Genomic DNA, 23,409 nt, shown 5'->3' on the forward strand with positions numbered 1-23,409 from the left:
AAAACGCCTGACCAGCACCCGGTCGGTCCGCCCCCGAACAACGCCCAGTTTTCGGTCGAGTTAATATTCGCCGCCGCCCTTCAAAAAGATGCGGCAGCGATGTCGTTCAGCACTGCGTCAGCCGGTCAACCGGCGACCGCATCCCGGATCTTGGCCGCGTGTTCCTGGATCTGCTCCATGTCGCCCATTTTGCCCGGCGGGCGCAGCTTGTCGCCTTCCTTGCGTGGCAGCACGTGAAAATGCAGGTGGAACACCTCTTGCCCACCTGCGGCCTCGTTGAACTGCTGGATGGTGACACCGTCCGCGTCAAAAGCCTTGAGCACCGCGTGGCCCATTTTCTGCACGGTCTGCATGACGGCCGCCAGTTGCTCGGGGCTGGCATCCAGAACGTTGCGGCAGGGTGTTTTCGGGATAACCAGCAGATGCCCATCTGCCCGGGGCATGATATCCATGAAAGCGAGAGTATCATCATCTTCATAAACCCGCGCCGAGGGGATTTCCCCGCGCAGCAATTTTGCAAAGATATTGTCAGAATCATAGGCGGGCATCGGCTGTCTCTCCATCCTTAGCGGTCTCCCGGTTTTGCGCGCCGGGCTGGCGCAGGTCTAACATTGCCGATCCGCGATAGGAATGCCCCCCAGAAAAGCCCCCCCCCGCGACAATTATTCTTGATCCAGATCAAACTCCGCCATTGAAGGCCCTTTAAGGGCGCTCTAAAACCAACATCGAGTCTAGGCCGCCCGGAAACCCTCCCAGTGGCCTTAAGTTTTGCAACAGGAGGCACCTTAAATGGCAGACGCAGCCATTCATGGTCACGGCCACGAAGACGAGCGCGGTTTTTTCACCCGCTGGTTCATGAGCACGAACCATAAGGATATCGGCATTCTCTACCTGATCGTTTCGGCGCTTGCAGGTTTCATTTCCGTCGCGTTCACCGTGTTCATGCGGCTTGAGCTGATGGACCCCGGCGTTCAGTACATGTGCATGGAGCACCTGGACAAAGGTCTCATCAGCGGCTTCTTGAGCACGATGGCGGCATCTGTTCCGGGTGAATGTACCCCGAACGGACACCTCTGGAACGTTCTAATCACCGCGCACGGCATCCTGATGATGTTCTTCGTGGTCATCCCGGCACTGTTCGGCGGTTTCGGCAACTACTTCATGCCGCTGCAGATCGGCGCGCCGGACATGGCGTTCCCGCGGATGAACAACCTCAGCTTCTGGCTCTACGTGGCTGGTACCTCGCTGGCAGTTGCCTCGGTGCTGGCACCGGGCGGCAACGACCAGATGGGGTCTGGCGTGGGCTGGGTTCTCTACCCGCCGCTGTCGGTCAATGAAGGCGGTTTCTCGATGGACCTGGCGATCTTCGCCGTCCACGTTTCGGGTGCTTCGTCGATCCTCGGCGCGATCAACATGATCACCACCTTCCTGAACATGCGTGCCCCCGGCATGACCCTGTTCAAGGTGCCGCTGTTCTCCTGGTCGATCTTCGTTACCTCCTGGCTGATCCTTCTGTCGCTGCCGGTTCTGGCCGGCGCCATCACCATGCTGCTGATGGACCGTAACTTCGGCTTTACCTTCTTTGATCCCGCAGGCGGTGGTGACCCGATCCTGTACCAGCACATCCTGTGGTTCTTCGGCCACCCGGAAGTGTACATCGTGATCCTGCCGGGCTTTGGTATCATTTCCCACGTGATCGCGACCTTCTCGAAGAAGCCGGTCTTCGGTTACCTGCCGATGGTCTGGGCGATCATTGCGATCGGTGTTCTGGGCTTCGTCGTCTGGGCGCACCACATGTATACCGTCGGTATGTCGCTGAACCAGCAGGCCTACTTCATGCTGGCGACGATGGTCATCGCGGTTCCCACCGGGGTTAAGGTCTTCTCCTGGATCGCAACCATGTGGGGCGGCTCCATCGAGTTCAAAGCGCCCATGATGTTCGCTTTTGGCTTCCTGTTCCTGTTCACCGTTGGTGGTGTGACCGGTGTGGTTCTGTCGCAGGCCGCCGTGGACCGTGCCTATCACGACACTTACTATGTGGTTGCTCACTTCCACTACGTGATGTCGCTGGGTGCTGTCTTCGCGATCTTCGCAGGCATCTACTTCTACTTCGGCAAGATGACCGGCAAGCAGTACTCCGAGATCGGCGCTCAGATTCACTTCTGGATGTTCTTCATCGGTGCAAACCTGACCTTCTTCCCCCAGCACTTCCTGGGCCGTCAGGGCATGCCGCGTCGTTACATCGACTATCCCGAAGGCTTCGCCTACTGGAACAAGATCTCGTCCTACGGCGCGTTCCTGTCCTTCGCATCCTTCGTGTTCTTCTTCGGTGTCGTGATCTACTCGCTGCTGCGCGGCGCACGTATCACCCAGAACAACTACTGGAACGAATATGCCGATACGCTTGAGTGGACGCTGCCCTCGCCGCCGCCCGAGCACACCTTTGAAATCCTGCCCAAACAGGAAGACTGGGATCGTTCCCACTCCCACTAAAAGGTGGATGACACAGTAAAACAAAAGGCCCCGGAGCATCTGCTCCGGGGCCTTTTTTCGTAGATTCAATCTTCTCTTTTGCGACAAAGCGCGCCTTGAAAACCTGCCCGCCGGGACCATACTTCAAAGCTCTATCCAATCCCTACATCCTGCTCGTCTCATGCCCTACAACTGGACCCCCACCGACAGCGCCGCAGATGGCGGTGCCCCTCGTGAGTTGCACCTGTGGCCGCATCAATCCCTGCCCGTAGAAGGCTACGTGCGGTTTCTGGCCCTGACTGCCGTTCTGATTTCGGTGCCCCTGCTGCCGCTGCTTGGATCCTTCGTTCTTTGGGGGCTTTTGCCGTTTCTTTTGATCACCCTCTTCGGCATGAAATGGGCGCTGGACCGCAGCCGACGCGACCGGCAGATCCTGGAGGTCCTGACGCTGGGCCCAGAAGAGGCCCGGCTGGAGCGCACCGGCCCCCGCGGCGGACATCAAAGCTGGCATTGCAACCGCCATTGGACCACCGTCCAACTGCACGCCCATGATGGACCAGTGCCCAATTACGTGACCCTGCGCGGCGGAGGCCGGGAGGTCGAGATCGGCGCCTTCCTGTCCGAGGATGAGCGCAAGGCACTCTATGACGACCTGCAATCGGCACTGCGGGGCTGAGCCTGCTGAAATCGGGTTTTGACTTTCCCCGGTCCGCGGGCTACTCAGCCTGCATGTGTAAAACGACGCCTCTTTTCAGCACCGTTTATTATCCGCTGTTTCAATAACGGCGGCCGCATACACCTGTTTTGATGTTCACCCGCCGCGATCCGGCGGTCAGCAGCAGCATCAGACACTCCTCCGGTATCGTGGCACACCGGAGCGTTTCGATGACTTCAATGCCTCATATCCACACGGTTGGCCTGATCGGCTTTGGCCAATTCGGTAAGCTGATCGCCCGCCACCTGTCGCCGCATGTACCGCTCGTGATTTGCGATCCAGCCCTGCCACCGGACGCCATCTCAGGACCGAACCAGCGCTCCGGCGATCTGGCCACGGCCGCTGGTTGCCCGTTGGTGATCCTCGCGGTGCCGGTTCATGCCATCGGGAGCGTATGTAGTGAGATCCGCACATACCTTCAGCCCGGCGCCATTGTCGCGGATGTCGGCTCGGTCAAGCTGGAGCCGGTACAAATCATGCAAAGCCGCCTGCCGGATCATGTTGACCTCGTGGGCACCCACCCTCTTTTTGGCCCGCAAAGCGCCCGCGCTGGCCTCGCTGGTCACAAGATTGCCCTTTGCAACATACGCGGCAGGTCTCACCTGCCCCTGGCGGCCTTTCTCAGAACGGTGTTGGGCCTACAGGTGATTCTGACCACGGCCGAGCAGCACGATATTGAGGCCGCCACCGTTCAGGGGCTAACGCACCTAATTGCCCGGACCCTGTCCGACATGGGCCCCCTGCCCGCCCGGATGACGACTGCCAGCTTTGACCGACTGGTCGAAGCGGTGCAGATGGTTCAGGGGGATCCCCCTGGCGTCTTTGCCGCAATTGCAGAGGCCAATCCCTTTGCCGCAAAGGTGCGCGAAGATTTCCTGCGCAAGGCCGGGGCCGTGGTCGGCGCTCTGGATGCCGAACTGCCATAAAAGCAAAAAGCCCGCAGCGATGCGGGCCTTTTTACGCACTCAATTTTTCATGGCGAATGCCCGATCTGGCAGCTGTCTCAGCAGCCGCCTTCAGAGCACAGCTCGTCCTTGACCATTGGGCCGACAAGGCCAAAATCGACCTGCCCGGTGTACTTGGACTTCAGAACACCCATGACCTTGCCCATATCCCGGATCGAGGCCGCACCAGTGTCGCTGACCGCGCTCTTGACCGCGCTGCGGATCTCTTCTTCGGTCAGCTGTTTGGGCAGGAATTCTTCGATGATGGTAATTTCCGCCAGTTCCCGCTCAGCCAGGTCCAGACGACCGCCCTCTTCATAGGCGCGGGCGCTTTCGTTGCGCTGCTTGGTCATCTTGCCCAGAATCCCGAGGATTTCAGCATCGCCGATACTGCCTTCCTCACCATCACCGCGCGCGGCAATTTCCTTGTCCTTGATCGCGGCATTGATCAGGCGAAGCGTTGCCAGCCGTTCGGCTGCCTTGTCTTTCATGGCCTGCTTCAGGGCCTGATTGACCCGTGTACGCGTATCCATTTTTCTGTACCCATCCCCATGGCATCGGAATTCGGACGTTTATCCAATTGAAAGCCGCATTTCAAGCGCGCGCTCTGACGCCCTTTGCCTGCAGGCTTTGTCGCGCCTGTGCGCAGCGCTCTTGACCCGCTCTGAACCACCCCCTACAAGCCCTTGAATTTCACCTCATGGAGAGTCGTGTCATGGCCGATACCGCACCGTCCAAGCCAACCGCGTGCCTTGCGCTTGCTGATGGAACCGTCTTTTACGGAACCGGGTTCGGCGCAACAGGACGAACCGTGGCCGAGCTGTGTTTCAACACCGCGATGACCGGCTATCAGGAGATCATGACCGACCCGTCTTATGCCGGGCAAATCGTGACCTTTACCTTCCCGCATATCGGCAACACCGGCGTCACCCCCGAGGATGACGAAACCGGCGATCCGGTTGCGGCTGGCATGGTGGTGAAATGGGACCCGACGCTGGCCTCCAACTGGCGCGCCACCGAAGAGCTGAAAGCCTGGCTGACCCGCACCGGACGCATCGCCATCGGCGGCATCGACACCCGGCGCCTGACCCGCGCGATCCGCCAGCAGGGCGCTCCGCATGCGGCACTGGCACATGATCCGGAAGGCAACTTCGACGTGGAAGCATTGGTTGCAGCCGCCCGTGGCTGGTCCGGTCTGGAAGGTCTGGATCTGGCCAAGGACGTCACCTGCGCCCAAAGCTATCGCTGGGACGAAATGCGGTGGGCCTGGCCCGAAGGCTATACCCGTCAGGAGGCCCCCCAGCACAAAGTTGTCGCCGTCGACTATGGCGCCAAGCGCAACATCCTGCGCTGCCTGGCCTCTGCGGGCTGCGATGTGACCGTTCTACCTGCAACGGCCACGGCCGAAGAGGTGCTCGCCCATAATCCTGACGGAGTATTCCTGTCCAATGGCCCTGGCGATCCGGCGGCCACCGGCGCCTATGCCGTGCCGATGATCAAGACGATCCTCGACACCACCGATCTGCCCGTTTTTGGCATCTGCCTTGGACACCAGATGCTGGCGCTGGCGCTGGGTGGTAAGACGGTCAAGATGAACCACGGCCACCATGGGGCGAACCACCCGGTGAAAGAACATTCCACCGGCAAGGTTGAGATTACCTCGATGAACCACGGGTTCGCAGTAGACGCGCAGTCCCTGCCCGAAGGCGTGGAAGAGACCCACATTTCGCTCTTTGACGGCTCCAACTGTGGCATCGCCATGACCGGGCGCCCTGTCTATTCTGTACAGCACCACCCGGAGGCAAGCCCCGGTCCGCAGGACAGTTTTTACCTTTTCGAACGTTTTGCGGAAGCCATGGCGACTCGCAAGGCTTCGTAAAAAGACCCCCGGGAAAACCCCAAGCTCAGCACTGTTAACCGCCCATTAACCATGGGCGGCAACCGTAGCCCCACATTCCATCTGGGGTTGATCTGATATGGGCAAACACACACAGGGATTGCGACGTCCGGCAAGCGCGCTCATCCGGGCGCATCAGGCGCAGGTTCATTTCACCGCGCGTCAGAACCAAAAAAGTAGGAACCATTCCGCTTTCGGCCCCCCTCCGGCAAGGATCAATCCGCGCCAGCCGCCAGCGCCCAGCGCCGGACCACCGGCGGACGCAGCTATTCGTGCGCTAACCCTGCGGCAGCATGGAAAAACCCCGCCAGACAGCCTGCAGTCCATGTTGCCAAGGACCACGCGATCCTTTGAAAAATGCGCGCAAACGTCCCAGGGGAACAAAGCCTCTGACCCAGACATTTTCCGCTATGTCGAGCTGGCAAAAGCCCGCCCTGACCCAAACCTTCTACACAAAATGCCCCCGGCCTTCTGGCTGCGAAACTCTGCCGTGCCCTGGATGCGGCTGGGGGATTCCATCGTTGTGGCCATGGCGGATCTCAGCCAGGCCGACCGGGTTCAGGCACAACTGCGCAATGCCTTTGGCACAGTGATCCCGGTTCTTGCCCGCAAGGTGCAGGTGCAGGACCTTCTGACGCGCACCCTGCGGCACCGGATGGTCCGGAACGCCAGCGTCAGCGTGCCATCCGAGATGAGCAGCCGCTTCCTCGCCCATGGCAGGCTCCATATGGCAATGGCGGTGTGGATGGGGATGGTGCTGAGCCTGACCATTCTGGTTCCGATGTTCGTTTTCAACGCCTTCAGCGCGCTGTCCCTTGCGCTGCTCCTGCTGTTTACTGGCTTTCGGGTGATCGGTCTCGCAGGCTTTCTTGCAGAGCGTTACCGCCCGCCCCTGCCCCACCGCAGCCTTTTGCGACCGGATCAATTGCCCCGCATCTCCGTCCTGGTGCCCTTGTTCCGTGAGGCAAAAATCAGCAGCGCGCTTTTGCACCGGCTCCGGAAACTGCGGTATCCGCGCCACCTTATGGAGGTTATCCTGGTGCTGGAAGAGGATGACGCCATCACCCTGCGGGCGGTGCAAAAGGCCCGGCTGCCCCATTGGATCCGGGTGATCAGGGTGCCCGCCTATGCGGACCTGAAGACCAAGCCTCGGGCGCTGAACTACGCGCTGAACCACTGCCAGGGTGAGATCATCGGCGTCTGGGATGCCGAGGATGCGCCGCAGCCCGATCAGCTGCACCGGGTGGCTGCGGCCTTTGCCCATGCTCCTCCTGAACTGGCCTGTGTGCAAGGTGTCCTGGATTATTACAATCCTCGCGCCAGCTGGATCGCGCGCTGCTTTACGCTGGAATACGCCAGCTGGTTCCGCATTATCCTGCATGGGATTGCACGCATGGGGCTGGTCGTTCCGCTTGGCGGCACCACCATGTTCATCCGGCGCGACATTCTGAACCGGATTGGCGGCTGGGACGCCCACAATGTGACCGAAGACGCCGACCTGGGCGTGCGCCTGTTCCGAGCGGGCTATCGCACCAAGATGCTGGCCTCCACCACCTATGAAGAGGCCAATTGCCGCCCTTGGCCCTGGATTAAGCAACGATCACGCTGGCTCAAAGGTTTCATGGTGACCTATTGCGTCCACATGCGATCCCCGGCGCAGCTTCTTCGGGATCTTGGCTGGTCGCGGTTCATCGGCTTCCAGATCTTCTTTCTGTGCTCTGTCGGGCAATTTCTGCTCGCGCCATTCCTGTGGAGCTTCTGGCTCGTCGCCTTGGGGCTGCCTCATCCCAGCGCAGACACGGTTCCCGAAGGCTGGCTGGCGCTCGCCGTCGCAAGCATCGTAATTTTTGAGCTCCTGAACCAGATAACGGCTGTTGTCGCAGCCTTTGTGACCCGTCGGCGATGGCTGGCCCTGTGGGCACCTTGCCTTCTGTTCTATTATCCTATGGGAGTCGTCGCCGCCTACAAGGGCCTCTATGAATTGGTTTTTCATCCGTTTTTCTGGGACAAGACCGATCATGGGGTCCACGCGCCGGACGATTATTATGACCCACAGACACGGAGCGCAGAACAGGCCGAGGCCTGCAGCAGCGCACAGAGTTGACCTGCCTGCAAGAGTCGCAACCTGACTCTCAGCCTTTGCTGCGGTCGCCAGCATCCTGTTTCAGACGGGTCATGAAGGCGATAGAAATGTGATCTTTCAGGGCATCTGCCGCAGCATCCGCATCGCGCCTGCTGATCGCATCAACAATACCCTTATGCTCGGATTGCGCGATCTTACCGCGTCCCTTGGCCGCCAGCGAAGTGGTTGCCATCAGGGCCATGGTCCGGTGCACCAGATTGAGCTGCTGGACCAGATAGCGGTTGTGCGAGGCAAGGTGGATCTGTTCGTGAAAGCGCCGGTTCGCCTTGGCCAGCTCGGTCGGATCATCGACCAGCTGATCATCGGCCTTCACCATCTCCTGCAGGACACGGATCTCTTCTTCGGTGGCGTGCTGGGCTGCCAACCGCGCGGCCAGACCTTCCAGTTCGCGCCGCACCACATAGAGCTCGGCCATCTGGTTATGATCCAGCGAGGCCACGATCAGCGACCTGCCGTCCCGCTCCAGCAGCGATTGTGTCTCAAGCCGTTGCAGGGCCTCACGGATCGGCGTGCGGGAGACGCCAAAGCGTTCGGCCAGATCACTTTCCACCAGTCGGTCGCCGGGCCGGTAGACGCCTACGTCGATGGCCTCAAGGATCAGCGCATAGGCGTCTTTCTGGGTGCTGCGGTGCTGGTTCATGGTCTTTCCGTTGGATTTCATCCGGTCTTTTCTACAGTGCGGCCCCGGCCAATCAAGCCTCTTGCTCAATTTGCGCCGAAATCACGCAGGCCAGAAAAGCCGCGCTGCATTGCAAAACAGCCGCATCCAACTTAATCGAAGGGCATGGTCAAATCACATTTCTCTCATGTCCGTCACTGGGTCTTCGACCTCGACAACACGCTTTACCCGCCCTCGGCGCGGCTGTTCGATCAGATCGAGGTCAAGATGACCGATTATGTGATGGCCGAACTGGGCGTGGATCACGCCGAGGCCGACCGTCTGCGCAAACACTACTGGCGTGAACATGGCACCACCCTGGCCGGGCTGATGCAAGAGCACGGCATTGATCCCGATCCCTATCTGGTTGCGGTGCATGACATTTCCTTTGCGCCGCTGGACCCGGATGCCGAGCTTGCCGCGCGGATCAAGGATCTGCCGGGGCGCCGGATCGTCTATACCAACGGCAGCGCCCCCTATGCCGAGCGGGTTCTCGAAGCGCGCGGTCTGGCTGGGCTGTTTGACGGGATCTATGGCGTCGAACACGCCGATTACCGGCCAAAACCCGAACGGCAGGCATTCGACACCGTGTTTGCCAAGGCGGGCATTGCGCCACAAAGCGCCGCCATGTTCGAGGATGATCCCCGCAATCTGGCTGCACCGCACGCCATGGGCATGCGCACCGTCCATGTCGCGCCAGCCCCGCATGACGGCGATCACATCCATCACCATACTGATGATCTGACAGGGTTCCTGAGCCGCCTATTGTAGAACCGGCACTGCTCCCCCGTACCCTTATCCAATCAATGGCTGCACCGGGTCGTCCGGCGCGGCAGAATGGCTGCTGAACCGCGGTAAATTTCGGCTCAGCTGAGCGGTTTTCCACGCTTAAGCAGACTGCGACGAAATCTCGCCTGCAATAGTCACCTTTCCTGACCTAGATGAAGCCGCAGTAATACATACAGGAAACGCGATATGACTGCTTATACCCTCCCCGAACGCCTGTCTCTCTGGCAGCGGCTGCTGTTTGCCATCCCCCTTCTGGGCCGGATCTGCAAAGAGGTCGCCTATGGCGCCAAGGACAACATTTATTACGCGCTTGGCACCTTCGTCAGCCTCTGGGGTTGCTCGGTCGTCATGTTCGGCGTTCCCGGTCTTTATATACCGGCCCTGTGCCTTGTACCGGTGATGTTCACGCTCTTGATCCTGATCACGCGCGGATAAGGACCATATGCCGCTTGTCATTCCTCTGCCTTGGGGCATATCTCAGGGCAGACGGACGATGAAAGGCGGCAGCCATGGACCAGACCTGTGACATCCTGATTTCCGGCGGCGGCATCGCCGGACTGACAGCCGCCGCCACTTTTGGCTCTGCCGGGTTCCGGGTGATCTGCGTCGACCCGGCCCCCCCGATTACCGAGCGGGACGTCGATGGCTCCGACCTGCGCACCACCGCAGTCCTGCAGCCCGCCCGCGAGTTGCTGGAGCGTTGTGGCCTTTGGGCCCGACTTGCCGATCACGCCGCCCCCCTCCAGATCATGCGCATCGTCGATGCTGGCGGAGAGCACCCCGAACCGCGGGTGGTGCGGGATTTCAACGCCGCCGATATCTCGGACCAGCCCTTTGGCTGGAACCTGCCCAACTGGTTGTTGCGCCGGGAGCTGGTCGCAGCGCTGGCTGATCTGCCGAATGTGGATTTCCGCCCGGGCGTTGGCACCACGCAGTTGTTCACCCGCCTGAACGAAGCTCGCGTGACCCTGACCGACGGCAGCCAGCAAAAGGCGAAACTGGTTCTTGCTTGCGACGGGCGCAATTCCCCGATGCGCGAGGCCGCAGGCATTCCGGTCAAGACCACCCGATACGGTCAAAAGGCGCTGGCCTTTGCGGTGACCCATCCGGTCCCACATGAAAACGTCTCGACCGAAATCCACCGCTCGGGCGGGCCATTCACCCTGGTCCCCCTGCCCGACTATCAAGGCTTGCCGTCCTCAGCCGTAGTCTGGATGGAACGCGGTCCGCGGGCGAGCGAGTTGCTGCAGATGGAGACGGCAGAGTTCGAGGCCGCGATGACCCGGCGCAGCTGTGGCTTGCTGGGTGATCTGACGCTGGCCTCCCGCCGGACCATCTGGCCGATCATCAGCCAGTCGGCTGAGCGGCTGAACGGCGAGCGGTTGGCGCTGATGGCAGAGGCGGCCCACGTCGTCCCGCCAATTGGCGCCCAAGGGCTGAACATGTCGTTGAGCGATTTGCGCTGTCTGCTGGAACTGGCCGAGGCCCGCCCCGAGGGATTGGGCGATGCTGCAATGCTGGAGGCCTACAACAAGGCCCGCCACAAGGACATCATGCTGCGCGTCAAAGGCATCGACCTGTTGAACCGCACCTCGATGCTGGCACCGCGCCCGCTGCGCGATCTACGTGCCTTTGGCCTCAATGCGCTCTATTCAATGGCGCCGGTGCGCCGGACCCTGATGCAGATGGGCCTTGGCGTAAAATAACCAGGCAAAGAACTTCGGGCGCATCATGGTGGATGCCGCGCCTGCCATAGTTGGCGGGCCTTTCCCGTTGCGGCTAACGTCGCAGTGCCCTGCTGCCATGTTGCAGGCGTCTGAGAACGCTTCGGATATGGCGTGATTTTCATTTACTCAGCGAGCCTCCGTCTGGCTGGGTTCTGCGGGCGCCACGGCATGTCGCTATCGCGATCGGCCTAGACGGCGCCCTGCCCACGACCTTACTTCATGATCGCACCGCCGAACTCACTCCAAAGGTGTACCGATCCGTTTTCACTCACGCGCGCATGAACTTTGCAAACAAGTTATTAAGTTACTGAAAAGTATTAAATTTTCCCTCTCCAACTTGTGAAGTAAGCGGATCAGAAAAGAATCACATTGACATTTCCGTACCGATCAGTACACCCTACAGAGCGTTGACTGATCAGTTAACTCACGGATCATCAGGGAGGAGGCACATTATGACGGACCAGCCCCAAATTGCAGGCGCTGCCACCGCCCCACAGCGCGTCAGGCACCCAAATGGAGCCGACAGGCGCAGCAACGACGCCCGTGGTGGCGCCAAGGACACCCCGAAGTCTCTATCCCTAAACCAAAAGATAAATTATCTTCGTTTCCCAAACAGGGAGAGTCGAATGCCAAGTGTAACAACAACATTTGTGGCGACGATGGCCAATGCCGCTGGTCTGACGATGTCGGACGACGGTGCTTTGCTCTCTGAAGGGAAAGTTGTTTATCGCTTTCGGCCGGGCGCGGATGGGATCATGCCCGAGGCCGAGTATTTCAACGCACTGGACTGGATACGGAGCACCCAGGAAGATGAGGTCGCTCTCATTTCCACTTACGCGGAGACCATCCAGTTGGACGATCTCGGGGTGCTGGGGCTTGCGATCAAGACGGCACCTGATCTTCGCAGCTCCATGCGCCTTATCGAGCGCTATTTCCGGCTCATGACCGACACTGTCGACTATCTTTTTGATGACACTCAGGATCCTGCTCGCCTGATCATCGAAGAGCGTTCCGTCACTCATCCCGTCCTGCAATTTCGCAATGAATGCGCATTGGCCAGCTTTGCTCACAAGATCCGCTGCCTGTTGGGACAGGATATCCAGTTTTCCTATGCATCCTTTCGTCACCCCTGCCGAGGCACGCCTGAACGCTATGCCGAGTATTTTGGCTGCGAGGTCCGGTTCGGCGCCGACCAGGACGCCCTTGCCCTGCCCTCCACCGCGCTGGATCTGCCGGTCCGGCTCGGAGACAAGGCGGTGTCCGACTTCCTGATCCGGCATCTGGATGAGGAAATGTGTGCCTTGCACAAGAACCCACCGCTGATGACCGATCTGATGCGCCACCTGTCACAGGCCCTGAAACATGGCTTGCCGCAAGCGGGCGACATCGCGCGCGCCATGGGGATGAGCGAACGCACTCTCTACCGCCGCCTGTCCGAAGAGGGGCTGACTTATCGAGAGGCCCTGAAACAGGCCCAAACCCAACTTGCCCATGAACTGCTGACCACAAGCGACTTCTCGATCGCCGAGATCGCATTCCTCACCGGATTTTCCGAACAAAGTACGTTCAGCCGCGCCTTCAAACGCTGGGTTGGCCAGGCACCTGCCCAATACCGGCAGGCTGCAGCGACCCAATAACTGCAGCGTGGACCCCCGGTTTGGCAGATAGGGTCATATGGCTGGCAGAACCTGCCAAGACCCCCGCCCCCGGAACGCCGTACAAAACATGTAACGATACCTTGAGTACGCCATGCGCCAGACGGCCAGTGCGTCTTTAAAACCATTCAGCCCAGGAAGTGGAAACCGCAAATGAAAGAAATGACTTCTCTTCTTGCACTGGCACTGGCCGCTGCCATGGCGGCCGGTCTTGTGCTTCTTCCCATTACGATGCCCCGGTCCTCCGGCGTCTATGGCGGCCAGTTTCAGGGACAGCTCGCCTTTCTTGGTCACTCTCAAACACGATAGCATGGTCACGCCAATCAACCGTGAAAGCAGCATTCTTTCTCGATCCGTCCGGTGAAGCCCGTCTCTCGACTCATCCGTTCCTGTGGGCCTCACGGCTTTGCCTGCCCCAATTGAGCGCCGCGTCCAGCCCCTACCTGACCCCTGAATTCGCCGCCGCCGCCCGCCACCTGACAGGCGGCATCGTCGCAGGGGGAACCGGTCACATCCCGCTGACGGACACCGGGCGTCAGCCGCTTCTGGTCAACTCCATGTTGCAGTTCGGCGGCGCAAGACGAAGCGCCCCATACAGAACCGTCCGCCAAGGCCGGTAGCGCGGCAAAGCGCTTACATCCTCTCCGCTCCGCAAGTGCACGATATTGGCAGAGATAAAGGGGGGCCAGATTATTGGATGATTGCAGCCGTATTTCCGGTCCCGTTTTGAGAAATCCACGCGTCGTTCGCGTTTCCGCGCTGTGCGACGGCGCCCTGGTTCGTATTGCCGACAATGATGACCGTGAAACCATTCACATCACCGTCCTGTACCGCGGCAACGAGGTTTGCGTCCCCGGTGATGGATGTCGTGGCATCATTCCCGAAGCCAAGTTGCTTGAAGAAACCCGGCGTCAGACCTGGATCGCTGGCTGCAACACCCGTGAAGCTTGCAGGTGCGGCATTGTTCAGGTCGCCTTCAACAAGAAAGACAGCCGTGTTTTGCCCCTGTTGCAGAAGGTCTAGGAAATTGTTGTCTCCGAGAATGCGGAATTCCGCGGCATTGCCGCCCCCCAATCCTGACAAATAGTTCTGGTCCGCTGAGGCGATATTGCCAGTTCCTTCGACATAGAACTCCAGATCGTTGGTGCCTTCCTGCAGCCCGAGAATGTCGTTCCGATTGCTGAACCCCGTCAGCTCCACCCAGGCGCGGTTCGTGCCGATCTGCCCCACCCCGACCCGGTTTTCATCGCCAGCGACCGTGGACATGGTGATATCATTCTGCAAACCATCCTGGCGCAGCCCCACTTCGTTTGTGTCGCCGGTGATTGTGACGAAACCGACCGAATTGCGGCGTCCGCCCTGAAAGATGCCAAAGCGGTTGAAATCCCCAGAAACCGTCAGATCCATTTCATTGCCGTTTGCACCCATATTATCGTAGCCGATACGCTGGATGAGCGCGTTGTCGAGGGCGCGGGACAGCAAAGCAGGTCCGGTCAGCTGACCGCGACCGTTGTAGGATCCGGTGAACCGGGCGCGGATGATGTTCTCGGCGAATTGCGCGGCCGTTTCGGACCGCTGCTCGACCCGCAGCAGAGTGTTTTCAGTGCCGGTCTGTTCAATCTGGGCAATCTGACCAGGCATTCCGTTCAGCTGTTCCTGGATTACGGTGATGATCTGGTTGCCATCTCCCGACCCGGACTGTCCTTGCAGAATGAACAGGCGGTTGGCGCCAGATGGGATGGCCCCGGTTGCGGCCTGAAGTACCTCTCCCACAAGGTTGCTGTTGGAGCCTTGGGTGATGTCGACCTGGTTGAAAATCGTAGGTGTCTGCGAATTGCCGCTTTGCTCAAAGCCCCGTCCGATGGTGCCTACTTGGTTGTCCGCCCCCGTCTGGGTCACGATCAGGCTGTTGTAATAACCCTCCTGCAGCGCGACATCCGTATCAAGGCCCAATTGGTTGCCACTTCCGACCTGATCGATCAGCGCCTCGTTTTCCAAACCGATCTGATCAATGAAAACCAGGTTGTCCTGCGCGGCAGCCGCCACAGGAAGAAGAATGCTGAGAAGAACGAGAATGCGCATTGTACGACGGGCTCCTACGGATCAGGGGCCGGGCGCGCTGGCGCCCGGCCTGATTGATTTTTTGCGCCAATCCGACGCTGCGGCGTCACTGAGTGATGGTCGCCACGTTGCTGTCACCGACCTGGCTTAGCGATGCGGTATTGCTGCCACCGCCACCCTGGGTGATGTCGCCATCGTTCTGGTCACCATCGATGGTCACGTAGGAGACGTTGTCAGCACCGTCCTGATCGACCAGCAGCTCGTTCAGGTCACCGGCGAAAAGCGCAACATCCACTAGGTTGGAGGATCCTGCCTGGTTGACCCCGAAATCATTGTCGTTGCCATTGATCCCACCGAAGACGGTCACGGTATTGTCGTCACCCACCTGTTCAATGCCAAAGGCGTTGCCATTGCCGTTGATGGCCAGCGTGCCGATCGAGTTGCGGGCGCCAACCTGGTTCCCCCCATAGCCGTTGGAGTCACCGGTGATGTCCACATCCATATAGTTGCCGTAGCCGTTCTGGCGAAACTGTCCGCCACCATTGTATCCGGCACGCGCATCCGAGTTGACCGGCTGGGCGCCGCTGTTGTTGTTGCCTAGGATGTCGATATACATCGTGTTGCCTTCGTTGCCGTTGCCCGTCAGGTCCTGATAGACCGCGCGTATCCAGTTGTTGGCACCATCCTGGCGGATAACAATCGTCTGGCCTTGGCTGTTGGCCCCGGAGTTTCCGTAGTGCCACTGCTTGATATCACCGATCAGATTGCCATCGCCCCCTTGCTGGGTGATCGTCATGCTGTTGCCCCCTGCCCCGGCAAAGGCCCGCTGGCGAATACCCTGCACCGCGTTGTTGTTGGTGGACTGGGTGATGGTCAGCACGTTGAAATTGCCCGCGGTGGTGGCATTGTTGTTGGTCTGGTTCAGACCGGCGCTGCCGCCAAAGGTGACAAGGCTGCCCCTGATGCCAATCTCATTACCATCGCCCGATTGGGTAATGACCAGCGCGTTCTGATCACCGGACTGCACCATGTCTGCCTTGTTGAGGCCGCCATCGCCGGAGCCAAAAGCACTGTTGTTGTCACCCGACTGCGTAACAAGCGCGCTGTTTGCATTGCCGACTTGCCTCAGTAGCGCTTCGTTGCCGCTGCCGGAGTAGGCTACGGTCGACAGAAGAGAAAGCGCTGTCGAGGCTGCCAGAAACTTTGCAGTGCGCTTCATTGAATTGATTCCTTATTTCTGGGGAACACCTTCCCCTTTCGTAGGTGCCGGGGCGGCAAACCGCCCCGGCGGAAGTAAATTACTGGATGATACCAGTATTGTTACCGGACCCGGCTTGGCTGAATGCAGCAGTGTTCAGGTTGCCCATCTGTGCGACGACAGCTTGGTTATAGTTACCATTGATGACACCGGTCAGTGTGTTGTCATTACCATGCTGGCTTGCAGCGAAGAGGTTGCCGCTCGCCTCGCTGAGGACATCGCCGACTGTCAGCGTCATCGTGTTGCCTTTACCCTGCTGGCTCAATGCGCCCGGCTGCAGATCGTTCCAGGTTTGATAGCCGGTCGCAGCCACCGCAGCTGTGAGCGCGCTGCCGCTGAAGCCGCCAGACAAGTTATTGTCGTCACCAAAGATGGACACGTTCATGACATTCGGGTTGGCGGGGCTGGACCCGCCCTGCACGATCGACAGAACGTTGTCATCGCCTTCCGGGATGCCGCCGATGCGAACGGTGGCTTGATCGGCATTGAACTGGCGAATGGAAATATCGTTGCGATCACCGTCGATGCCGACATCCGCAAAGCCCCAGGCCTGTTGCTCGATGTAGATGTCGTTGGCGTCGCCGCCGTTGGCACTGCCTTCGATGTTGACGATAGCCTCGCCACCAGTTCCGAATGCATCCTCCTGAATGATATCCACGATGTTGTCATCCGAGGCGCCGATGATGTTCAGCGTCGCCATGTTGTCATCGTTCCACTGACGGATCCCGACGATGTTGGAGGCGCCGTCGACCACACCCATTGCCACAACGTTGTTGTTGCCCGATTGGCCGGACTGGTTGGCAGGACCACCCTGCGCGATACCGATCTCATTGTTGTCGCCGTTGATGTCCAGCGTACCGACCGAGTTGCCATCACCGCGCTGCTCCACCCCGATACCGGTGTTGTTGGCATCGATGTCAACATTGATCATGTTGCCGAGACCTCGCTGGATGAAGGTGGCGTTGTTGGCCACAGCCGCGACTCCCGAAAGCGCGGTGGTGCCGTTGCCATCGCCGGTCATCTGCACGGTCACGCTGTTGTCTTCGCCGAACTGCTGAACGGTATTGATCAGGTTGCCAGTACCATCTTGGCTGAGATCCGCAGTATTAGCCAGATCCGGAACGCCGCCGGTTGCCTTCTGGAGCACAGTGCGCATCGTGTTGTTGTTGCCACCTGTCTGCAGAATGGTCAGGATGTTTTCATCCGTGCCAGTGTCAGCGTCGCCCTCCTGAGACACCCGGATCACGGCGTTACCGTCAGTTGTCTGTTCGATATCGGCAACGTTATCGTCGCCAAGCTGCTCAACATAGCCAGCGGGGCTGCCGCTGTTGCCGTTATAGCCTACGAGGTTGCCGTCACCAGACTGATCGACAGTGAGGTCGTTGTTGTCCCCATCCTGGAGAAGCGGTTGGTTTGCATAGTCGGTGAAAGTTGCCGATGTACCAGCTACGTTGTTCGCACCGGCGCTCTGGTCGATCAGTGCGGTGTTGCCACTGCCGTTCTGGTCAAGAGCGGCTTCGTTGCTGTCCGCCCAGGCCGCACCGGCCAGAGCCATGGCGGTAGATGCCACCAAGAATGTCTTCAGGTTTGTCATAATACTTCCCCCAACCTAATGGTTAACAGATTTACATTGTGCGTCATTCCGTCGAGGTAGGACCCCGAATACGCTCGCTTAATTGCCCTTGTGTGCCGTCAAATTCATGTCGCCAGAAGGGCTGAGCCCCGCCGCAGATCAACCGCGACGGAGGATCAGGTTATTGGATGATGCCAAGGTTGTTGTAGGACCCGTTCTGGACAAAATTGACGGTATTGTTGTTGCCATTTTGCGCGACAGCTGCCTGGTTGTAGGATCCGATCACCGTGCCGTTCAGCATGTTGCCGCTGCCACGCTGCAAGACGGCAAACAGGTTATCATCGCCAGTAACGGTCATGGTCATCTGGTTGTTGTGGAGGTGCTGCCACAGCGAGCCTGCGGACATCGACAGGCCGGTCACACTGTCACCCGCTGCGAATGCAGCGCCGGCACTGCCGCTCAATGTGCCACCAGCGTTGTTGCGATTGCCCGTTACGCTTACGGACATCTGGTTGCCATTGCCCCAGCGTTGTTGGGTGTTCAGCTGGTTATCGTCGCCAAGAATGTCGATCGTCGCGGTTTGGCTGTGACCGAGGTTCACCCAGTGGTCCACGTTGTTGCGGCTGCCATCCTGGATCACCCGCGCCTTGTTGAATGATGTCTCGACCGTCACCTGCGCCCAGTTGTCATCCACGGTCTGTACAATGCCGATTGAGTTGAAATCCCCTGCAATCGTGGAAAGGGAAACATCGTTACGGCTTCCAACCTGACTGATGCCCAACTGGTTGTCATTACCGCTGATCAGCAGGCCCTGAGCCATGTTGTCTTCCGAAGAGTTCCTGTAGCGGCCATTCTGAATTGCATACTGGTTGTTGTTTCCGCTGATCGTCAGATCCGTCCGGTTACCGGTACCGCGCTGTTCGATCGCTGCCCAATGGAACGCCCCTACATGGTTGTTGTTGCTCAGCAGGCCGGTGTTCCCGCCCGCACCGGCATAATCAGGGTGCAGGGACAATCCTGATACGCCATTCCCGTTCCCGGAAATCACCAATCTGGCATCATTGTCGTTGCCTTCCTGGCGTGCGCTGTAAGTGTAGTTCGACGCGCCTGTCTGCTTGATCAGGAGGTAGTTATTGGCACCACGTTCCTGAGCTATGTCCCGGATATAGTTGAGATCGCCGGTGCCCAAGGTGGTACCCTGTTCGACCTCGACTTCGTTGGGGCCGACCGCCAGCGAAGCGCCAATCGCGTTCTGGCGGATTTTTTCCACCGTGTTCTGGTCCGAGAACTGCGTAATCGTTGCCTTGTTGGCCAGGTCGCTTGGTCCAAGATTGGTATCCGAGCGCTGGAAGAACGTGCCGCTGCCCACGCGGTTGTTTGATCCCTGCTGGCTGACGTAGAGGTCGTTCGCATCGCCATCCTGCAGGATGCTAGTGGCGCCCGTGTTCCCGGCGATGTTGCCGGAGTTGCCGCCGTAGTTCTGCATGATCAAGGCGTTGTTGTAGTCACCCTGTTGATCCAGATAGGCCGCATTGTTGTCTGCAAAAGCTGCAGTGCCCATCGAAAGGGTCAGCGCGGTCGAGGTTACAAAAGCCGTCTTAATAAGTTTCATGATCATACCTCCCCCCAGAGGTCGGAATAAAAAACTGATAAATCGCGGGGCCAAGGTAGTGTCTCAGCCCCGCATAACTCATTGATTACTGGCTAATACCGGCGTTGTTGCCGTTGCCCGTCTGAACCAGGCTCGCCATGTTGCTGTCACCCATCTGCAAAACAGCAAACTGGTTGGTGTCCCCGGTAACCGTGGCTTGGATGGTGTTGTCATCCCCGAGCTGACCGCCAGCGAACATGTTGCTATTGCCGGTGATCGTTGCGTCAAAGAGGTTGTCGCTTCCGCCCTGGCCGATCACGCCGTTGAATGCCCCGCCGACGCTCTGCGCGGCGCCGCTGAAGTAGCCGGTGCCATTGTAATCACCGTCGATGGTGAGTTTCACACCAAATCCGTCGCTACCGTTACCGTTCCAGCCAACCTGCAGGATCCCCGCTTCGTTGGAGCTTCCAGAGATACTGACATCGGCAAAGTTGGTGCCGAGCTGTGCAATACCAATGTTGTTGAAGTTGCCGCCCAGTACTGCAAGGTCGACGATATTCGCATTCCCGGCCTGACTGATACCCAGTTCGTTGTCGCTGCCGGTAATGGACAGGGTGCCAACGGTGTTGTTCGTACCCTCCTGGGTCACGCCGAATTGGTTGTTGTGACCGGCAATATTCAGTGTCAGGGAGTTATTGCCTTTTGGCCAGTTCCCGTCGTTATTGTCTGCAAAACCTTGCTTGAGTTCGCTTGTGTTCGCACCGCTGAGAGCAGCAAATCCACTCAGTGGAGCGTTACCGTTGTTGTCGCCCGTGATATCGACGTCCATAAAGTTGCCGGCGATTCCGCCGGTTGCGGCCTGCTGGACCAGTGCAATGGTGTTGTCGACACCAGACATCAGGATATCCGCCGTGTTGCCGGAGGCGCCTTTATGTTTGTCCTGGAAGACCTCTGTGATTTCGTTGCCGTCACCCATCTCTTGTAGAATGGTCAGAGAGTTTTCACCCGCCGAGCCACCAAAACGGTTGAACTGGGTGACCTTACCAACAACGTTGTAAGACGAGCTTTGGGTAATCGTTGCGGTGTTTCCAAGGGAGGAATTGGGCCCACTCTCCGCCTTCTGTTCGAAGCCGCCCAAGCCAATGTCGTTGTAGTTGCCGCTCTGGACAATATTCAGAGTGTTATTCTTGTTACTCGTTGCCTTCTGGCGGATGTTCTGGCTATCAGAGCCCGCCTCATTGCCTTCGCCCCCACTTTGGTCGATCAGCGCAGAGTTCGTGCCCGTGCCGCCCCCGGATTGAATTTGATCGAGGTAAGCTTTGTTGCTGTCTGCAAAAGCTGCCGCGCTCATGCTCAGGGTCAAGGCGCTTGTCGCCACCAGAAAACGTTTGGAAATACGCATACTTTCTCTCCAATTTTACAGTTTACGCGCTCCTCCACCGACAAAACGTCGGCTTCAGAACTCACTCAATCCCGGGCAGCGCGCTGGTTTTCAGACGCAACCCGACAGGACCTTTCAAAAGGGTCTGCACACCAAGAATTGGATATGGCTATGAAGTGATGTCCCACCCCTGGCTAAACCCGATGCGCCCCCACGCACCATTAACGTTCTGTTAACAATTCCACGCCGTCATTGAGACCTAAGACATGATTTGAATCAAGTGCTCACTAAAGTAGAGACGAATTTTTATATATTTTTATCTAACTCGGGCCAAACATGTTCGCACCGCGCACCCATTCACCCCAAATCCGGACGATTGTTTTCAATTAAGCGTCAATTTCACGGGAAACTCACCAACGAATCCAAGCGCAACGCGTGCGCTTTCGTAACGTCAACACAACCACTGCTAGAATTGCCCAATTCCCCGCAAAAACCCTGACGCGAGCCTTCATCATCGACAAGTGACAGATTCGCAACACACTTATGCGAATTATTTCAACTTGGACAATTCGTCATCGCCAAGTCACTATTTGCTGCGCTTTTAGAGGTGATGGGCGCTGGACACCCAGTCGGCGTGGTTGTTATCACACGTGAGTCGGTCAATTAGCGACGCATCACGGCAGGTTTGTAGGATTGGTGGTTGATTATGAAAAATTCCTTCATTGGCTTCACTGCATCAGCACTCTTATTTGCGGGAGCCGGTGTATCTGGAGAGTTGACCTATACTCCGATCAACCCGTCCTTCGGTGGCGCTCCCCTCAACTCATCCCACCTGCTGTCGACTGCGAATGCGCAGCGCGACGCGACAGCGCGGGATGCCGTAAGCAGCTCGACCACAGGGACCGGCACAACATCTCCGACCGGAACCACAAACGCCGATTTGTTCGTGCGCCAGCTCGAAGGTCGCTTGCTTTCCGCTCTCGCGGGTCAGGTGACCGAGGCGATCTTCGGAAGCAACCCATCCGATCAGGGCACAGTGACTTTCGGAACCACCGAAGTCACCTTTGAGCGTACGGTAGATTCCATCAGCCTCACAATTGTCGACTCCCTGGATGGCACCGTGACAGAAATCGTGGTCCCGCAACTGGTAACTGGAAGTTAAAATTAGGTTTGCTGATTGCCTGGCAGATCGGGCAGCCACAGCTACGAATTAGAACGAGGATAAACATGGTGTTTGGTAAAGAAGCAGGCCTGCGAGTGCTACTCCGTGCCATGGTGGTGGCTGGAACCGCTGCTCTCTCTGGCTGCGCCACGACACCAGGGCCATTTTTTGGGACCACCGATCCGACGATTGTGCAGCCGACACCGGTCAACATGAGCCTACGCACGCTGCCAGAACCGACACGCCGCATATCCGTCTCCGTTTACGATTTTCCTGACCTTACCGGACAATACAAAGAGCGCGAACTCGTCCAGACACTGTCCCGGGCCGTGTCCCAGGGCGGTTCTGCGGTTCTGATCAAAGCACTACAGGATGCCGGTGAACGCCGCTGGTTCACAGTCCTGGATCGCGCCGGCCTGCAGGACCTCGTCCGGGAGCGCCAGATCCTCACCGAAATGCGTCGGCAGTATCGCGGAGAGACAGAGATCGATCCGAATGCATTGGCGCCGCTGCTGCACTCCGGCATCATCCTGCAGGGTGGAATCGTGGGATACGACAGCAACACCCAAACAGGTGGCGCAGGCGCACGATACCTTGGCATCGGCGGCAATACCGAGTGGCAACTGGATACCGTGACCGTCAGCCTGCGGGCTGTCTCGACCGAAACTGGCGAAGTCCTCACCAGCGTGGTCACCCAGAAATCAATCGGCTCCTCCCTGATCCGGGGCAGCGTGTTCCGCTACATCGCGCTGGACGAGCTGCTTGAAATCGAAGCCGGCGTGACCGGGAACGAACCCCGCTTGATTGCCTTGCAACAGGCCATCGAAAAGGCCGTCTACGGCACCATCATCGAAGGGGCCGAGGTCGGGTTATGGGCCTTCAAGGACAAGGGATCCCAGCAGCGCCTGATTGCGAAGTACCGTCAGGAGAAACTGGGGGAATACCTCGGCCAGACGCTCCCCCCGGTGCGTCCGGTGACGATCTCTGCCGCCCGGATTACCCAGACGCGGCCCAAGCCGCGACCAACGCCGCCCGCCCCCAGCGTGCGTCAGTTGCCGCCTGCAGTCGATGAAGGTGGCCCGGTAACGCCGCCGCCGCCGGCAGACGGCGAGGTCATTGGTTAACCTCGTTCTGCCCGCTTAGGCACTTCACTTTCTGAAATAACAGGATCGTTTCAGATCCTGGGCCAGACAGCGGATCAGGCATATGTCTTCTCCGCTGTTTGCTGTACTGCCATCAAAGGCAAATGCTCACAGTAATAATGTAAGCGCTGTCGCCACCCCACGCCTGTTCAGCTTGACGGGGTGAAGTTCCAAGGTAGCAGCTCGTCGATCCTTCTGGCCGGGTGACCGGCGGCGATGGCTTCCAGGGTCGCCTTCAAAT

21 protein-coding genes are annotated in these 23,409 nt (G+C 58.7%); 12 read left to right on the forward strand and 9 right to left on the reverse strand.

Features of this window, described 5'->3' with window-relative positions; genetic code table 11:
• Positions 1–125 precede the first annotated feature (125 nt).
• Entirely contained in the window at positions 126–548 is a 423-nt protein-coding gene (locus tag SM763_RS15560) for an HIT family protein (protein ID WP_274829652.1), read from the reverse strand.
• A 241-nt stretch (positions 549–789) separates the two neighbouring features.
• On the opposite strand from SM763_RS15560, the gene SM763_RS15565 reads away from it, so the two are divergent.
• From SM763_RS15565 to SM763_RS15575, 3 genes are all read left to right on the forward strand, one after another.
• On the forward strand, positions 790–2,493 hold the full coding sequence (locus SM763_RS15565; protein ID WP_065271198.1) for a cytochrome c oxidase subunit I: 1,704 nt from the start codon (positions 790–792) through the stop codon (positions 2,491–2,493).
• A gap of 160 nt (positions 2,494–2,653) precedes the next feature.
• On the forward strand, positions 2,654–3,148 hold the full coding sequence (locus tag SM763_RS15570; RefSeq protein ID WP_368999097.1) for a DUF2244 domain-containing protein: 495 nt from the start codon (positions 2,654–2,656) through the stop codon (positions 3,146–3,148).
• Between the two features lie 209 nt (positions 3,149–3,357).
• Entirely contained in the window at positions 3,358–4,113 is a 756-nt protein-coding gene (locus SM763_RS15575) for a prephenate dehydrogenase/arogenate dehydrogenase family protein (protein WP_368999098.1), read from the forward strand.
• Between the two features lie 77 nt (positions 4,114–4,190).
• Here SM763_RS15575 and SM763_RS15580 read toward each other — a convergent pair whose 3' ends face one another.
• Positions 4,191–4,664, reverse strand: coding sequence for a GatB/YqeY domain-containing protein (locus tag SM763_RS15580; RefSeq protein WP_065271200.1), 474 nt, complete (start codon positions 4,662–4,664; stop codon positions 4,191–4,193).
• A 182-nt stretch (positions 4,665–4,846) separates the two neighbouring features.
• Between SM763_RS15580 and carA the strand changes: the two genes are divergently transcribed.
• On the forward strand, positions 4,847–6,010 hold the full coding sequence (gene carA / locus SM763_RS15585; RefSeq protein ID WP_065271201.1) for a glutamine-hydrolyzing carbamoyl-phosphate synthase small subunit: 1,164 nt from the start codon (positions 4,847–4,849) through the stop codon (positions 6,008–6,010).
• A gap of 343 nt (positions 6,011–6,353) precedes the next feature.
• On the forward strand, positions 6,354–8,132 hold the full coding sequence (locus SM763_RS15590; protein WP_368999099.1) for a glycosyltransferase: 1,779 nt from the start codon (positions 6,354–6,356) through the stop codon (positions 8,130–8,132).
• Between the two features lie 28 nt (positions 8,133–8,160).
• On the opposite strand, the gene SM763_RS15595 is transcribed toward SM763_RS15590, so the two are convergent.
• Positions 8,161–8,811, reverse strand: coding sequence for a GntR family transcriptional regulator (locus SM763_RS15595; protein ID WP_065273565.1), 651 nt, complete (start codon positions 8,809–8,811; stop codon positions 8,161–8,163).
• A 144-nt stretch (positions 8,812–8,955) separates the two neighbouring features.
• Between SM763_RS15595 and SM763_RS15600 the strand changes: the two genes are divergently transcribed.
• The 5 genes from SM763_RS15600 (at position 8,956) to SM763_RS15620 (ending at position 13,309) form a co-directional block, all read left to right on the forward strand.
• A complete protein-coding gene (locus SM763_RS15600; RefSeq protein ID WP_368999100.1) occupies positions 8,956–9,600 on the forward strand; it encodes a pyrimidine 5'-nucleotidase in 645 nt (214 codons plus the stop codon).
• Between the two features lie 204 nt (positions 9,601–9,804).
• Entirely contained in the window at positions 9,805–10,053 is a 249-nt protein-coding gene (locus SM763_RS15605; RefSeq protein WP_274829657.1) for a hypothetical protein, read from the forward strand.
• 74 nt (positions 10,054–10,127) lie between these two features.
• Positions 10,128–11,324: a UbiH/UbiF family hydroxylase gene (locus tag SM763_RS15610; protein WP_368999101.1), complete on the forward strand. Its 1,197-nt coding sequence runs from the start codon at positions 10,128–10,130 to the stop codon at positions 11,322–11,324.
• Positions 11,325–11,971: 647 nt separating this feature from the next.
• The gene (locus SM763_RS15615; protein ID WP_368999102.1) at positions 11,972–12,982 is read left to right on the forward strand and encodes an AraC family transcriptional regulator; all 1,011 of its coding nucleotides are present in this window, start codon (positions 11,972–11,974) and stop codon (positions 12,980–12,982) included.
• A gap of 171 nt (positions 12,983–13,153) precedes the next feature.
• Complete coding sequence (locus tag SM763_RS15620) at positions 13,154–13,309, forward strand: hypothetical protein (protein ID WP_274839873.1); 156 nt, start codon at positions 13,154–13,156, stop codon at positions 13,307–13,309.
• Positions 13,310–13,690: 381 nt separating this feature from the next.
• On the opposite strand, the gene SM763_RS15625 is transcribed toward SM763_RS15620, so the two are convergent.
• From SM763_RS15625 to SM763_RS15645, 5 genes are all read right to left on the reverse strand, one after another.
• Positions 13,691–15,082, reverse strand: coding sequence for a hypothetical protein (locus SM763_RS15625; RefSeq protein ID WP_368999103.1), 1,392 nt, complete (start codon positions 15,080–15,082; stop codon positions 13,691–13,693).
• 85 nt (positions 15,083–15,167) lie between these two features.
• Positions 15,168–16,280, reverse strand: a complete 1,113-nt coding sequence (locus SM763_RS15630) for a hypothetical protein (protein ID WP_368999104.1) — start codon at positions 16,278–16,280, stop codon at positions 15,168–15,170.
• Positions 16,281–16,359: 79 nt separating this feature from the next.
• A complete protein-coding gene (locus SM763_RS15635) occupies positions 16,360–17,913 on the reverse strand; it encodes a hypothetical protein (protein WP_368999105.1) in 1,554 nt (517 codons plus the stop codon).
• A 160-nt stretch (positions 17,914–18,073) separates the two neighbouring features.
• Positions 18,074–19,510, reverse strand: a complete 1,437-nt coding sequence (locus tag SM763_RS15640) for a hypothetical protein (RefSeq protein ID WP_368999106.1) — start codon at positions 19,508–19,510, stop codon at positions 18,074–18,076.
• A 79-nt stretch (positions 19,511–19,589) separates the two neighbouring features.
• Complete coding sequence (locus SM763_RS15645) at positions 19,590–20,885, reverse strand: hypothetical protein (RefSeq protein WP_368999107.1); 1,296 nt, start codon at positions 20,883–20,885, stop codon at positions 19,590–19,592.
• A 685-nt stretch (positions 20,886–21,570) separates the two neighbouring features.
• Between SM763_RS15645 and SM763_RS15650 the strand changes: the two genes are divergently transcribed.
• Together SM763_RS15650 and SM763_RS15655 are read left to right on the forward strand one after the other, a co-directional pair.
• Complete coding sequence (locus tag SM763_RS15650) at positions 21,571–22,026, forward strand: curli assembly protein CsgF (protein WP_065271213.1); 456 nt, start codon at positions 21,571–21,573, stop codon at positions 22,024–22,026.
• Positions 22,027–22,091: 65 nt separating this feature from the next.
• Positions 22,092–23,150 carry a CsgG/HfaB family protein gene (locus SM763_RS15655; RefSeq protein WP_082996021.1) on the forward strand — a complete coding sequence of 353 codons (1,059 nt, stop codon included), beginning with the start codon at positions 22,092–22,094 and terminating at the stop codon, positions 23,148–23,150.
• A 167-nt stretch (positions 23,151–23,317) separates the two neighbouring features.
• On the opposite strand, the gene SM763_RS15660 is transcribed toward SM763_RS15655, so the two are convergent.
• The coding region (locus SM763_RS15660) for a transposase domain-containing protein (RefSeq protein ID WP_490363289.1) at positions 23,318–23,409 on the reverse strand (92 nt) is incomplete at its 5' end.

This window comes from Pseudophaeobacter sp. C1-32P7 (assembly GCF_041008775.1).
Lineage (GTDB): Bacteria > Pseudomonadota > Alphaproteobacteria > Rhodobacterales > Rhodobacteraceae > Phycobacter > Phycobacter gallaeciensis_A.

What these genes read in the sequence shown, in the direction of transcription:
- SM763_RS15560 (WP_274829652.1), bottom strand. Translation starts at nt 548, where the DNA reads ATGCCCGCCTATGATTCTGACAATATCTTTGCAAAATTGCTGCGCGGG.
- SM763_RS15565 (WP_065271198.1), top strand. Translation starts at nt 790, where the DNA reads ATGGCAGACGCAGCCATTCATGGTCACGGCCACGAAGACGAGCGCGGT.
- SM763_RS15580 (WP_065271200.1), bottom strand. Translation starts at nt 4,664, where the DNA reads ATGGATACGCGTACACGGGTCAATCAGGCCCTGAAGCAGGCCATGAAA.
- SM763_RS15630 (WP_368999104.1), bottom strand. Translation starts at nt 16,280, where the DNA reads ATGAAGCGCACTGCAAAGTTTCTGGCAGCCTCGACAGCGCTTTCTCTT.
- SM763_RS15615 (WP_368999102.1), top strand. Translation starts at nt 11,972, where the DNA reads ATGCCAAGTGTAACAACAACATTTGTGGCGACGATGGCCAATGCCGCT.
- SM763_RS15635 (WP_368999105.1), bottom strand. Translation starts at nt 17,913, where the DNA reads ATGACAAACCTGAAGACATTCTTGGTGGCATCTACCGCCATGGCTCTG.
- SM763_RS15650 (WP_065271213.1), top strand. Translation starts at nt 21,571, where the DNA reads ATGAAAAATTCCTTCATTGGCTTCACTGCATCAGCACTCTTATTTGCG.
- SM763_RS15645 (WP_368999107.1), bottom strand. Translation starts at nt 20,885, where the DNA reads ATGCGTATTTCCAAACGTTTTCTGGTGGCGACAAGCGCCTTGACCCTG.
- SM763_RS15590 (WP_368999099.1), top strand. Translation starts at nt 6,354, where the DNA reads ATGTTGCCAAGGACCACGCGATCCTTTGAAAAATGCGCGCAAACGTCC.
- SM763_RS15610 (WP_368999101.1), top strand. Translation starts at nt 10,128, where the DNA reads ATGGACCAGACCTGTGACATCCTGATTTCCGGCGGCGGCATCGCCGGA.
- SM763_RS15570 (WP_368999097.1), top strand. Translation starts at nt 2,654, where the DNA reads ATGCCCTACAACTGGACCCCCACCGACAGCGCCGCAGATGGCGGTGCC.
- SM763_RS15575 (WP_368999098.1), top strand. Translation starts at nt 3,358, where the DNA reads ATGACTTCAATGCCTCATATCCACACGGTTGGCCTGATCGGCTTTGGC.
- SM763_RS15595 (WP_065273565.1), bottom strand. Translation starts at nt 8,811, where the DNA reads ATGAACCAGCACCGCAGCACCCAGAAAGACGCCTATGCGCTGATCCTT.
- SM763_RS15620 (WP_274839873.1), top strand. Translation starts at nt 13,154, where the DNA reads ATGAAAGAAATGACTTCTCTTCTTGCACTGGCACTGGCCGCTGCCATG.
- SM763_RS15625 (WP_368999103.1), bottom strand. Translation starts at nt 15,082, where the DNA reads ATGCGCATTCTCGTTCTTCTCAGCATTCTTCTTCCTGTGGCGGCTGCC.
- SM763_RS15600 (WP_368999100.1), top strand. Translation starts at nt 8,956, where the DNA reads ATGGTCAAATCACATTTCTCTCATGTCCGTCACTGGGTCTTCGACCTC.
- SM763_RS15640 (WP_368999106.1), bottom strand. Translation starts at nt 19,510, where the DNA reads ATGATCATGAAACTTATTAAGACGGCTTTTGTAACCTCGACCGCGCTG.
- SM763_RS15605 (WP_274829657.1), top strand. Translation starts at nt 9,805, where the DNA reads ATGACTGCTTATACCCTCCCCGAACGCCTGTCTCTCTGGCAGCGGCTG.
- carA (WP_065271201.1), top strand. Translation starts at nt 4,847, where the DNA reads ATGGCCGATACCGCACCGTCCAAGCCAACCGCGTGCCTTGCGCTTGCT.
- SM763_RS15655 (WP_082996021.1), top strand. Translation starts at nt 22,092, where the DNA reads ATGGTGTTTGGTAAAGAAGCAGGCCTGCGAGTGCTACTCCGTGCCATG.